The organism is Pseudomonas sp. CHM02, from assembly GCF_000612585.1.
Lineage (GTDB): Bacteria > Pseudomonadota > Gammaproteobacteria > Pseudomonadales > Pseudomonadaceae > Aquipseudomonas.
In genome coordinates this window covers 67,426-79,661 of record NZ_JFCA01000017.1, presented here as the reverse complement: position 1 = coordinate 79,661, position 12,236 = coordinate 67,426, and the positions used below count along the sequence as shown (strand labels likewise).

The following is a 12,236-nucleotide window of genomic DNA, read 5'->3' as shown; positions in this document are numbered from 1 at the left end:
CCCTTTTGCCGAAGAATAAGTGTGCGGTGCGTGGGAGGTTGCCTTGTTCAAAAACATACTGATTGTGTGCATTGGCAATATCTGCCGCAGCCCCACGGCGGAACAGTTGCTGGGCGCCGCGCTGGCACCCTGTGGGATCACGGTGAGTTCGGCCGGCCTGGCGGCGTTGCGTGACCACCCACTTGAACCGCTGGCGGGGCAAGTGTTGCAGGAGCACGGGCATGCGCCCCTGGCGCACAAAGCGCGGCAACTCAGCGCGCAAGCGGTGAGCGAGGCCGACCTGGTCCTGGTGATGGAGCAACGGCACATCGACGGCGTGCTCAGCCTGGCACCCGAGGCGCGGGGCAAGGTGTTCCTGCTCGGCAAGTGGCAGCACGACCGCGAGATCTCCGACCCCTATCGCCAGGGCAAGCCTGCCTTTTTGCAGGCCTATGCATTGATTGAACAAGCCGCCCAGGCCTGGGCCCAGCGCCTGGCGCGCTGATGCTCCTCTTTAAATGATTGCAAGGACGAAGACACGATTTATGTATTCACCCCAGAACGCTTCCCCGGATAGCCCCCACCGCGACGAGATCGATGTGCTCGGCATGCTCGGCACCCTGATCGATCACAAATGGCTGATTGCCGGTATCACTGGCACCTGCATGCTGATCGGTGCGGCCTACGCCGTTCTGGCGGCGCCGGTGTACCAGGCAAATGCGTTGATCCAGGTGGAACCGAAGAAGAACGACATGCTTGGTTTCTCCGATGTCAGCAGCTTGCTGGGCAAGGAGTCGCCGGCGGTGACCGAGATCGAACTGATCAAGTCGCGCACCATCATCGGCAAGACTGTCGACACCCTGGCGCTGGATATCACCATCACCCCGCAGCATTTTCCGTTGATCGGAGGCTTTCTGGCGCGGCGTTATGCCCCAGAGCACGAGGGCGATATCGCGCCGCCGCTGTTTGGGTTCAGTCGCTACTCGGCGGGTGGCGAGCAACTGGTGCTGGACACGTTGACGCTGCCCACCGCGTTGCTCGGCACCCCCCTGGTGTTGGTGGCCGGCGAGGCCCAGACCTACAGCCTGTTTGATGAAGATGACCGGCAGATTGCCGCAGGCCGCGTCGGCGAGGCGTTTGCCGGCGGCGGTGTCGAGGTGTTGGTCAAGGCGTTGCGCGCCAACCCAGGTGCGCATTTCAAGATCGTGCGCAAGCCACGCCTGGACGCGGTGGCCGACTATCAGGACCTGCTGACGGTCATTGAGCGCGGCAAGGAGTCGGGCATCATCAGCCTGTCCCTGGAAAGCACGCGTCCGGCCCTGGCGGTGCGTACGCTGAATGAAATCTCCAACCTCTATGTGAAGCAGAACGTCGACCGTACCTCGGCCGAAGCGGCGCAAAGCCTGTCGTTCCTCAATGACCAGTTGCCCCAGGTGCGTCGTGACCTGGAGAAGGCCGAGAACGCCTTGAACCGTTTCCAGACGCGCAGCAAATCCATCGACATCAGCCTCGAAGCCAAGGCGGTGCTCGACCAGGTAGTGGCCCTGGACACCGGCATCTCCGAACTCAAACTGCAACAGGCCGAGATGGACCGCAAGTTCACCCCCCAGCACCCGGCTTACCGTGCATTGATCGCCAAACTGGCTGAACTCAACGCCAAGCAGGCGCAGATGACCAAGCGCGTCGAAGGCTTGCCCAGCACCCAGCAGGAATTGCTCAGCCTGACCCGCGACGTGCAGGTGGGCACTGAGATCTACACCCAATTGCTCAACCGCTCTCAGGAGTTGGACGTGATGCGGGCCGGCACCGTAGGCAACGTGCGCCTGATCGACAGCGCCGACGCCAACCTGGCCAAACCGGTGGAACCGCGCAAAGTCATCGTGGTGCTGCTGGCGATGCTGCTCGGCGGCATGCTGTCGGTGGGGCTGGTGCTGGTGCGCAGCTTGCTCAACCGTGGCCTGGAAAGCCCGGATGGCATCGAGAAGCTTGGCTTGCCGGTGTATGCGTCGATTCCTTTCAGCCTGTTGCAGAAGGCCGAAGAAACCAATGCCGGCAAGGGCCGCTCGGCCGCACCGTCGTTACTGGCCGTGAACCACCCACACGATCTGGTGATGGAGGCCATGCGCAGCCTGCGCACCAGCCTGCATTTCGCCATGCTCGAGGCGAAGAACAACCGGTTGATGATCACCGGCCCCAGCCCCGAGGTGGGCAAGACGTTTGTCTCGGCCAATCTGGCAGCCATCGTCGCGCAGTCGGGCCAGCGCGTACTGCTGATCGATGCCGACATGCGCAAAGGCTACCTGCACAAAATGTTGGGCAAGGCGGTGGAAGCGGGACTGTCCGACCTGCTGGTCAAGCGCTGCGATCTGCAGGAGGCCATTCACCCGACGGCGGTGGAGCGCTTCGATTTCATTGGTCGCGGGCAGATTCCGCCCAACCCGTCGGAACTGTTGATGCACCCCAACTTTGCTGCGTTGCTGGCCGAGGTCAGCGAGCGCTATGACTTGGTGATCATCGATACACCGCCACTGCTGGCCGTCACCGACGCTGCGATTGTCGGGCGTCAGGCGGGTACCAGCCTGTTGGTGACGCGATTCGGGGTGAACTCGGCGAAGGAAATCGAGCTGACCCTGCGACGCTTCCATCAGAACGGCATCGAGCTTAAGGGCGCGATCTTCAATGGCGTGGAAAAACGCCGTTCTGCCAGTCATGGCTATGGCGACTACGGTTACTACAGCTACGCCTATCAGTCCGACAAGGCCTGATGAACGATGAACAAGGTGCTTGAAATGCCTCGTTCGTTGTCGCGTCGTTTTCGCCTCAATGTGCTGAGCTACGGTTACACCCAACTGGTGACGCTGGCGGCGCAATTGGTGCTGGTGCCGTTCTTTCTGTATGCCTGGGGCACCGGTCGCTATGCTGATTGGCTGGTGCTCACGGGTATCCCGTCGATGCTCAGCCTGCTCGACCTGGGCGTGGCCCAGGCGTCGGCCACCAGTGCTACCTTGCGCGCCAGCCAAGGCGATGTGCCGGGGGCGCGGCGCAGTGTGCAGACAGCGTTGGCGTTTACCCTGGCGGTGGTCGCGTTAGTGCTGCTGTTTGCCTTGACCCTCGGCCAGTGGCTCGACTGGGTAGCGCTGCTCAAGCTTAAGACCCTGGCGTCCGAGCAGGCCAGCCTGGTGGTGCTGTTCATGTCCGGCTACCTGTGCACACGATTGCTGGGTGGGCCGATCGATGCATGGTTTCGCACCATCGACAGGACTGTCGGCGGGGTCTTCATCATGGCCAACCGCCGGACTGTGGATATCGGGCTGTCCATCGTTGTGTTGCTGCTCGGTGGCTCGGAGCTGCAACTGGCCCAAGGCATGTTCTTCAGCCAGGTGCTGTTCCTGCTGCTGGTGACCCTGTTTGTGCGGCGCATTTCGCCCTGGCCGCTGTTGGGCCTGGCATCGGCCTCTTGGGCCGAATTCCGCGGCATCTGGAAGCCGGCGGTGGGCAGTGCGGCAATCCCGCTGGCCCAGGCCATTACCCTGCAGGGCGGGCTGCAGGTGCTCAACCAGATCGCCGGCCCGGCGGTGGTGGTGGGTTACACCATGGCGCGTACCCTGATGCGGCTGATCATCCAGTTGGGCATCACCTGCAGCAATGCACTCACACCGGAAATTTCGCGCTTGGCCGGGCGTGGACAGATCGAGGAGGCGCGTCGTTTTACCCGGCGCACCAGTTCACGGGTATTGGGCCTGTGCGTGCTGGTGTACGCGGCCGGGATCTGGGCCGGGCCGCAGATCATCCTGTTGTGGAGCCATGGGCTGGTGCAGGTTGATCGGTTGTCCCTTGCGCTGATCGGTTCACATACGATCTTGAATGTGGCCTGGTTCATCCTGGCGGCGCTGCTGATTTCCACCAACCGCCACACGCGCACCTCGCTGATCTACGCCTTGAGCAGCGCGGGGGCCTTGTTGTTGTGGCTGGCGTGCAAGGAGCACATTGATCCGCTGTTGGGCGCCTCGCTGTTGCTGTCGCTACCGGAGCTGGTCGTACTGGTGTACCTGCGGGTGATCCGTGTCGGGGAGGTGGGCCCATGATGTTGTCCCAGGCGCGCCTGACCCTCTACTTGCCGCTGACGTTTTTCGCCTTGCCCCTGGCGCTGAGCAACAACTTGTCGCAGCCCTTGGCGCTGCTGTTGTTGCTGCCGTTCGTGGTGTATGCAGCGCGAGGCTTTACGCGGGCGTTACCCTTGCTGGCGCTGGTGGTGGCTTCCAGCGTGTTGCAGGTACTCGTCAGCAGCGGCGCGAAAATTTCCCTGTATCAGTTCCTGCGTTCGGGCATTCCATTTTTCTATTTTGTGCTGCTGTTGGCGGGGTACAGCTATGTGGCGGCCAATGTGGAAAAAATCGCCCGGGCCCATAGCTTCAATTGCCGCCGGATCATTGAACGGGTCATCTACATCTTCGCCCTCGGCCAGTTGCTGCAGGTCAGTCTGTATGGGGTCGGCATCGACCTGACCAACGCCGCCTCCAAGTCCAGCGACGAAGTGGGACGGATCATGCTATTCCCCACCAGTTCGGCGGTGCTGCTGTTTTTCTACGCCTGTTGCCAGCGCAAGGTCGGTTTGATGCTGATCCTGGCCGTCACGCTGTTGGCGGCCGGTTCCAAGACCATCCTGGCGGCAATGGCGGTAATGATCCTGCTGTCGGCGATCACCCAGCGCAAGCTCAAGTCCCTCGCGGTGCTGGTGGTCGCCATTGGCGCCCTCGGCACGTTGACGTTCTACGCCAGCCCACTGGCAGTGTCGCGCTTTGCCACGTACCTGTTCGAAGAGAAGGGGGAGGACGTGACTCGTGCGTTCGAGATCGCCCATGCCAAGGAGTCGTTCCTGGAGAACCCGGCCACGGTGTTCCTCGGCAATGGCCTGGCCAAGCAGTTGACACCTGGCGTGCCCACCAACGACGAGCGCTGGTTCGAGAACTCCAAGTTCGATATCGAGAACGGTTACTGGGGAGTGACTGCCAAGCTGGGTGTGGTCGGCGTGGCGCTGTTCTGCCTGCTGTTCAGTGGCCTGCCGCGTAACCCCGTGTCACTGGCGGTGGTGGCGATCCTGCTGATTTTCTCGTTCAAGACCAGCTACCAATTCTTCACCACCTTTGATGGCAGCTATTTGCTGGTGTGGTCGATGTTCATCGGTTTGCTCAACAAAGCCGCGCCCGCACGCCAGGCCGTTCCTTCACATTACTTATTAAGACAGGCTGGATCATGAGCGCATCTGCACGCCCCGTCAGGGCCGGGATACTGACGTACCATTTCAGCGAGAACTTCGGCGCCGTGCTGCAAGCCTATGCCTTGCAGCGCTGGTTGCAGCAGCAGGGCCTACAGGTGAGCCTGATCAATTACCACCCGGCCTATGTGGAAGATGGCAGCGAGATTCGCCAGTTGTTCAACCCGCGCCAGCTCAAGGCCAATATCAAGGCGCTTTACCTCAAGGCGCTCGCGTTGAAAACCCGGGTGCTGGGGCCGAATGCCCAGTCCCGGCAATTCCAGGCGTTCAAGTCGCGTTTCCTGAATATCCAGGAGCCGCGCTACGCCCATGCCAACCAGCTCAACCAGGCGGTAGCCGGTCAGCAGTTGCTGGTGGCAGGCAGTGACCAGATCTGGAACCCCTCGGGCCAGACAGGCCTGGACCCGGCGTACTTCCTGGCATTCGATTGCGACCAGACCACCCGGCGTATTTCCTATGCCGCCAGTTTCGGCAAGGAGTACCTGGAGCCCGAGTACCACGCCGAGGCTGAAGGCCTGCTCAAGCAACTGTCGGCCATCAGCGTACGCGAAGAGAGCGGGGTGGGCATTGTGCAACAGGTCGCGGGCCTGACGGCCCAATGCGTGCCCGACCCGACGCTGTTGCATCGCGATTATTCGGCATTGCTCGCCACGGCCACTCAGACCCGCACCGGTCATGTGTTCTGCTACGCGCTGCGCACTGGCGTGGGCGTGCGCGAGGTAGCGCAAGCGCTGTCGCAGCATGTGGCCGGGCCGATTATCTCGCCGTACAACGCGCACCGGCGTTGGCGGCAGATTGGCGAGACCGTGCAGGTCGGCCCCCAGGACTGGCTCAAGCTGCTCAAGGAGTCGGCCTATGTGGTGACCAACTCGTTCCATGCCACGGTGTTCGCGATCATTTTCGAGAAGCCTTTTATTGCGGTGGGCTTGCCGGGCAACAAGGCCTCGCTGAATGCACGGGTGCGTAACCTCTTGCAGAAGCTGGAGCTGTCCCAGCGTTTCCTGCCGGCGGACGATGCCGACCAGGTGCACGCATTGATCGCGGCGCCCATCGACTGGGTGGCGGTGCGGGCCCGCCGCCAGGCCTTGCAGCAGGTGGGCGAACGCTACCTGCTGGAGCAACTGGCGGCGCTCAAGCCATGAGCGACTTCGCCCAACTCAAGTACGTCGACACCTTGCCTCGCAGTGACAAGGCTCGTCGCCTGTGGTGGAGCATCGTCTACCAATTGCTGTTTCGTCCCACGCCACGCTGGATGCTGCACGGCTGGCGCAGTTGGTTGCTGCGCCGTTTTGGCGCCAAGGTCGGCGTGGGGTGTCGGATCGCGCCCACGTGCAGCATCTGGGCACCGTGGAACCTCGAGATCGGTGACTACACCGCCATCGCCGACGGCGTGGATGTGTACGCCATGGCGAGGATCACCCTGGGCTCCAAGGTCGCCATCAGCCAGCGCAGCTTTTTGTGCACCGGCACCCATGACACCCGCAGCCTGCTGCGCCCGCTGGTGACTCGCGACATCGTGATCAAGGATCACGTGTGGGTTGCCGCCGAGTCCTTCATTCACCCCGGTTGTGTGCTGGAAGAGGGCTGTGTGGTCGGCGCGAGGTCGGTGGTCATCACCAGCCTGCCGGCCTGGATGATTTGCGTCGGTGCGCCGTGCCGCCCCCTCAAACCGAGAGACATCGCACTATGAAGCAGGTGAAACGCATGATGGATAAGGCATGGAAGTTGATGTTGTTCGTCAGCGAGTTCTTTCGCGACATGCTCACGTTTATTCGCCACAACGGTTACTCGCCGCTGGAAAGCCGCAACAAGAAGCTGTTCTACAAGATCCTCATCGAAACCCACACGGTCGAAAAGGGCCTGTCCCTCAAGGAGCCCAAGCCGCTGTTCGGCAAGGACAAGATCAACGGCATCATCCGGATGCTCAACGACTATGACCGTACCTACTCGGCGCTGCCGCTGGAGATGGCCCTCGGCGCGTTCCAGGGTTACCTCGACCTGCACCGTACCCTGGGTATCAGCGACGAGTTCGTGTTCTATCTGGAAGCCTATGTGGAGCACCTCAAGCGCGACGGTACTCCCGGCACGGGCGGGATCAAGCGCGCCGCGACCTGGCCCGGCAGTGGAGAGTTGGACGCCAAGGCATTCCTGCAATCGCGCTCCAGCTGCCGCATGTTCCAGCCCGGCAAGATCGACAGTGGCTTGCTGACGTCGTTGGTGGAACTGGCGCAGTCGTCACCCTCGCAGTGCAACCGTCAATCGTCGCGCGTGCATGTGTACCAGGACCGCGCAGTGATCGCGCAGTTGCTCGAGTTGCAAGGTGGCTCGCGCGGCTTTGCGCAATCGGTGGACAACCTGTTCGTGGTCACTTCGGAAGTCACCGCGTGGGGCGGCGCTGGCCAACGCAACCAGCTCTATGTGGACGGTGCACTGTTTTCCATGGGCCTGTTGTTGGCTTGCCACGCCAATGGTTTGGGCGCCTGCCCGCTGAATCTGGCGATCCTCAATTCGGTGGAAAAGAAGATCCGTAGCATCGGCGCCATCCCGGCCAGCGAACGGTTGATCATGATGATCGCCGTGGGCCTGCCCCTGGAAAGCCACTTCCGCGCCGCGCGCTCACCGCGCCGGTTGTGCAGTGAAGTTTTGCAACTGCATGGGGCCTGAGATGAAGCGCGAAACCATCAGCGTCATCATCCTCACCTACAACGAAAGCCTGCACATCGCCCGGGCCATCGACTCGGTGCGTGCCTTCAGCGACGAAGTGCTGGTGGTGGATTCATTCTCCAGCGACGACACCTGCGAGATCGCCCGTCAACACGGCGCGCTGGTGGTGCAGAACCCGTTCATCAACCAGGCCAAGCAGTTCCAGTGGGCGCTGGATAACTTGCCGATCACTGGCAATTGGACGATGCGCCTGGACGCCGACGAAATCATCGAGGCCGATCTCGCTGCCGCGATCAATAACCGCCTGCCGACGTTGGCTCGCGACATCACGGGCATCAACTTCAAGCGCAAGCATATTTTCATGGGCCGCTGGGTGCGCCATGGCGGGCGTTACCCGTTGAAGATGCTGCGGTTGTGGCGCACGGGCCTGGGGCGCATGGAAGACCGTTGGATGGACGAGCACATCTCGGTGGCCGAGGGCCGCACCATCACACTGGAAGGCGGGTTTGCCGACCATAACCTGCATGACCTGACCTTCTTCACTCACAAGCACAACCAGTACGCCACCCGTGAAGCAATTGAAGTGCTCAACGCGCGCCTTGGGTTGTTTGCGATCCGCGATGACGTGCAGGTGGGGCAGAGTTCGTTCCAGGCCAAGGCCAAGCGCCTGGTCAAGAACCGCATATATAACCGTGTGCCGTTCACCCTGAGTTCGACCGCCTATTTCTTGTGGCGCTACATCATCCAGCTGGGTTTTCTCGATGGCCGCAGCGGTCTGGTCTATCACCTGCTGCAGGGCTATTGGTACCGCTTCCTGGTGGGCGCCAAGGTGCTCGAACTGGAAACCGCGATTGCTCATTTAAACGATAAGGAAGCCATTGTCCGGGAACTATCAAAGTTGACCGGACATAACTTGAACCTGCCCACACCGAAGTAACTGACTGTTTTTAACAAACACCCAAGTTTGGGTGAAGGCCTTCGCTCGCCTATCAATCGGGAGACAGACATGAACAAAGTCGCGCTTATTACCGGGATTACCGGTCAGGATGGCTCGTACCTGGCGGAACTGCTGCTGGAAAAAGGCTATACCGTGCACGGCCTCAAGCGACGTTCATCGTCGTTCAATACCCAACGCATCGATCACATTTACCAGGACCCGCAGGCCCTGCATAAAAACCTGATCCTGCACTATGGCGACCTGGCGGATTCGTCCAACCTGACGCGAATCATCCAGCAGATTCAGCCTGACGAAATCTACAACCTCGGTGCCCAATCCCACGTGGCGGTGAGCTTCGATTCGCCGGAATACACCGCGGATGTGGACGCCTTGGGCACTTTGCGCATTCTTGAGGCAATCCGCCTGCTGGGCCTGGAAAAGAAGACCCGTTTCTACCAGGCCTCCACCTCCGAGTTGTATGGCCTGGTGCAGGAAACCCCGCAGAAGGAAACCACGCCGTTCTACCCGCGCTCGCCGTATGCGGTGGCCAAGCTGTACGCCTACTGGATCACCGTGAACTTCCGCGAGGCCTACGGGCTGTATGCGTGCAATGGCATCCTGTTCAACCACGAGTCGCCGCGTCGCGGTGAAACCTTCGTGACGCGCAAGATCACCCGTGCGCTGACCAATATCGCGCTGGGCCTGGAGCAGTGCCTGTACATGGGCAACATGGACGCCTTGCGCGACTGGGGGCATGCCAAGGACTACGTGCGCATGCAGTGGATGATGCTGCAGCAGGACAGCCCCGAGGACTTTGTGATCGCCACCGGCGTGCAGTATTCGGTGCGCGACTTTATTCGCTGGTCAGCAGCTGAGCTGGGGGTGCGCCTGGGCTTTGTCGGCGAGGGCGTGGATGAGGTCGCGGTGGTCGAGCACATCGATGGCGACCTGGCACCCGGCATCCTGGTGGGGGATGTGATTGTGCGCGTCGACCCGCGTTATTTCCGTCCGGCAGAGGTGGAGACGCTGCTGGGTGACCCGTCCAAGGCCAAGCGCGCTCTAGGTTGGGTGCCTGAGATCAGTGTGCAGGAAATGTGCGCCGAGATGGTCCGCGAAGACCTGAAGATCGCCCAGCGCCATGCCTTGCTGCGCCTGCACGGGCATGACGCACCGATCGCCGTGGAGAACTGAACATGGCACGTGATCTTGATGCGCGGATTTTTGTCGCCGGCCATCGCGGTATGGTCGGTTCGGCCATTGTGCGCAGATTGTGGGCACTGGGGTATACGCAGATCCTCACCGCCGGCCGCGATGAGCTGGACCTGCTCGACCCGGCAGCGGTGCAGGCGTATTTCGCCCGGCAGCGTGTGGACCAGGTGTATCTGGCGGCCGCCAAGGTCGGCGGGATTCACGCCAACGCTACGTACCCGGCGGATTTCATCTACCAGAACCTGATGATCCAGGCCAATGTGATCCACGCCGCCCACAGCCATGGCGTGCAGCAACTGTTGTTCCTTGGCTCGTCGTGCATCTACCCGGTGCATGCGCCGCAACCGATGATCGAAGCGGTGTTGCTGGACGGTGCGCTGGAGCCCACCAACGAGCCCTACGCCGTGGCCAAGATCGCCGGAATCAAGCTGTGCGAGAGCTACAACCGCCAGCACGGCCGCGACTACCGCAGCGTGATGCCGACCAATCTGTACGGGCCGGGCGATAACTATCACCCGGAAAACAGCCATGTGATTGCGGCGCTGTTGCGGCGCTTCCATGAGGCGACCCAGCGCGGCGATGACGAAGTGGTGATCTGGGGCAGTGGTCGGCCGCGGCGTGAGTTTTTGCATGTGGATGACATGGCGGCGGCCAGCGTGCACGTGATGGAACTCGACGCCGCACGCTACCGCGAGCAGACCCAGCCGATGCGCTCGCACCTGAACGTCGGCACCGGGGTGGATTGCACCATCGCCGAGCTTGCGCAGGCTCTGGTGCGGGTCACCGGCTTCCAGGGCCGTTTGCGTTTCGATGCCAGCAAGCCCGATGGCGCGCCACGCAAGTTGCTGGATGTGAGCCGTATCAACGCTCTCGGCTGGGAAGCCTACGTGCCGCTGGAGGAGGGCTTGCGTGACGCCTACAACGCTTATCTTGCCGCCCTCGAACAGCCTCGAGGCCAGTGATGAAGATCCTTCTGTACGGTATCAATTACAGCCCGGAGCTGACCGGTATCGGCAAGTACAGCGGTGAACAGGCGCGCTGGCTGGCAGCGCAAGGGCACGAGGTGCGCGTGGTGACGGCACCGCCGTATTACCCGCAGTGGCAGGTCGGCGAGGGCTATTCGCCGTGGCGTTATCGCACCGAGCTGGACGCCGGCGTCACGGTGATTCGCTGCCCGCTGTACGTGCCGCGCCAGCCCACGGCGTTGACGCGCCTGCTGCACCTGGTGAGCTTTTCCGCCAGCTCGTTTCTGGCCGTGCTGGGGCAACTGCGCTGGAAACCCGACCTGGTGATCCTGGTGGTGCCCACGCTGTTCTGCGCGCCCCAGGCGTTGCTGCTGGCCAGGCTGAGTGGCGCGCGTTCGGTGCTGCATATCCAGGATTATGAAGTGGATGCGATGTTCGGCCTGGGCATCGGAGGCGGTTCGCTGCTGCGACGCCTGGCGTTTGGCACCGAGCGCTGGCTGTTGCGGCGTTTTGATCGGGTCTCGACGATTTCCAGCGGCATGCTCGACAAGGCCCGTAGCAAGGGCGTGCAGAGCAAGCGCCTGCTGTTCTTTCCCAACTGGTCGGAAACCGCACGTTTTCGCCAAGTGCGGCACAACCACGCGTTGCTTGAGCGCCTGGGTGTCCCGAGTGGGGCAAGGGTGTTGTTGTACTCCGGCAATATCGGCGAGAAGCAGGGCCTGGAACTGATTCTCGATGCCGCCCAGGCCCATGCGCATCGTGAAGAGCTGGTCTTCCTGATTGTCGGCCAGGGCACCGGCAAGGCGCGACTGGTCGAGCGGGTACAGCGCGACGGCCTGCGCAACGTGCTGTTCGCGCCTTTGCAGGCCTACGAGGATCTGCCGGCGCTGCTGGCCTCGGCCGATGCGCACCTGGTGATCCAGAAGCGCGGCGTGGCGGATGCGGTGTTGCCATCCAAGCTCACCAACATTCTGGCGGTGGGCGGCAATGCAATTATCACCGCCGACCCCGAGACCACCCTCGGCCGCCTGTGCGCGGAACACCAGGGCATTGCGGTGTTGATCGAACCGGAATCGGTCGCAGCGCTGAACGCCGGGATCGAGCAGGTTCTGGCATTGCCGGTATGCAATGAGGTGGCGTTGAACTACGCCAAGGAGTTCCTCGACAAGGAACGCATTCTGCAACGCTTTCTGGCACAGGTTTGACG

General features: G+C 61.9%; 11 protein-coding genes. All 11 read left to right on the top strand.

The window, feature by feature from the left end; all coding sequences use genetic code 11:
• Positions 1 to 43 precede the first annotated feature (43 nt).
• The gene (locus BM70_RS0111750) at positions 44 to 484 is read left to right on the top strand and encodes a low molecular weight protein-tyrosine-phosphatase (protein ID WP_025856205.1); all 441 of its coding nucleotides are present in this window, start codon (positions 44 to 46) and stop codon (positions 482 to 484) included.
• Positions 485 to 524: 40 nt separating this feature from the next.
• Positions 525 to 2,744 carry a polysaccharide biosynthesis tyrosine autokinase gene (locus BM70_RS0111745; protein WP_025856204.1) on the top strand — a complete coding sequence of 740 codons (2,220 nt, stop codon included), beginning with the start codon at positions 525 to 527 and terminating at the stop codon, positions 2,742 to 2,744.
• Positions 2,745 to 2,768: 24 nt separating this feature from the next.
• The gene (locus BM70_RS0111740) at positions 2,769 to 4,064 is read left to right on the top strand and encodes a lipopolysaccharide biosynthesis protein (protein ID WP_155952152.1); all 1,296 of its coding nucleotides are present in this window, start codon (positions 2,769 to 2,771) and stop codon (positions 4,062 to 4,064) included.
• On the top strand, positions 4,061 to 5,236 hold the full coding sequence (locus BM70_RS0111735) for an O-antigen ligase family protein (RefSeq protein ID WP_025856202.1): 1,176 nt from the start codon (positions 4,061 to 4,063) through the stop codon (positions 5,234 to 5,236). The genes BM70_RS0111740 and BM70_RS0111735 overlap by 4 nt, the downstream gene beginning before the upstream one ends.
• Positions 5,233 to 6,396, top strand: a complete 1,164-nt coding sequence (locus tag BM70_RS0111730; protein ID WP_025856201.1) for a polysaccharide pyruvyl transferase family protein — start codon at positions 5,233 to 5,235, stop codon at positions 6,394 to 6,396. The genes BM70_RS0111735 and BM70_RS0111730 overlap by 4 nt, the downstream gene beginning before the upstream one ends.
• Positions 6,393 to 6,944 (top strand): acetyltransferase, encoded by a 552-nt coding sequence (locus BM70_RS0111725; RefSeq protein WP_025856200.1) that lies wholly within the window; start codon positions 6,393 to 6,395, stop codon positions 6,942 to 6,944. The genes BM70_RS0111730 and BM70_RS0111725 overlap by 4 nt, the downstream gene beginning before the upstream one ends.
• A 14-nt stretch (positions 6,945 to 6,958) precedes the next feature.
• Positions 6,959 to 7,918: a nitroreductase family protein gene (locus BM70_RS31860; RefSeq protein ID WP_177326551.1), complete on the top strand. Its 960-nt coding sequence runs from the start codon at positions 6,959 to 6,961 to the stop codon at positions 7,916 to 7,918.
• 1 nt (position 7,919) lies between these two features.
• On the top strand, positions 7,920 to 8,855 hold the full coding sequence (locus tag BM70_RS0111715; protein WP_025856198.1) for a glycosyltransferase family 2 protein: 936 nt from the start codon (positions 7,920 to 7,922) through the stop codon (positions 8,853 to 8,855).
• 69 nt (positions 8,856 to 8,924) lie between these two features.
• Positions 8,925 to 10,046: a GDP-mannose 4,6-dehydratase gene (gene gmd, locus BM70_RS0111710; RefSeq protein WP_025856197.1), complete on the top strand. Its 1,122-nt coding sequence runs from the start codon at positions 8,925 to 8,927 to the stop codon at positions 10,044 to 10,046.
• A 2-nt stretch (positions 10,047 to 10,048) separates the two neighbouring features.
• Positions 10,049 to 11,026 carry a GDP-L-fucose synthase gene (locus tag BM70_RS0111705; protein ID WP_025856196.1) on the top strand — a complete coding sequence of 326 codons (978 nt, stop codon included), beginning with the start codon at positions 10,049 to 10,051 and terminating at the stop codon, positions 11,024 to 11,026.
• Positions 11,026 to 12,234 (top strand): glycosyltransferase WbuB, encoded by a 1,209-nt coding sequence (locus tag BM70_RS0111700; protein ID WP_025856195.1) that lies wholly within the window; start codon positions 11,026 to 11,028, stop codon positions 12,232 to 12,234. Before BM70_RS0111705 ends, BM70_RS0111700 begins: the two co-directional genes overlap by 1 nt.
• Positions 12,235 to 12,236 lie beyond the last annotated feature (2 nt).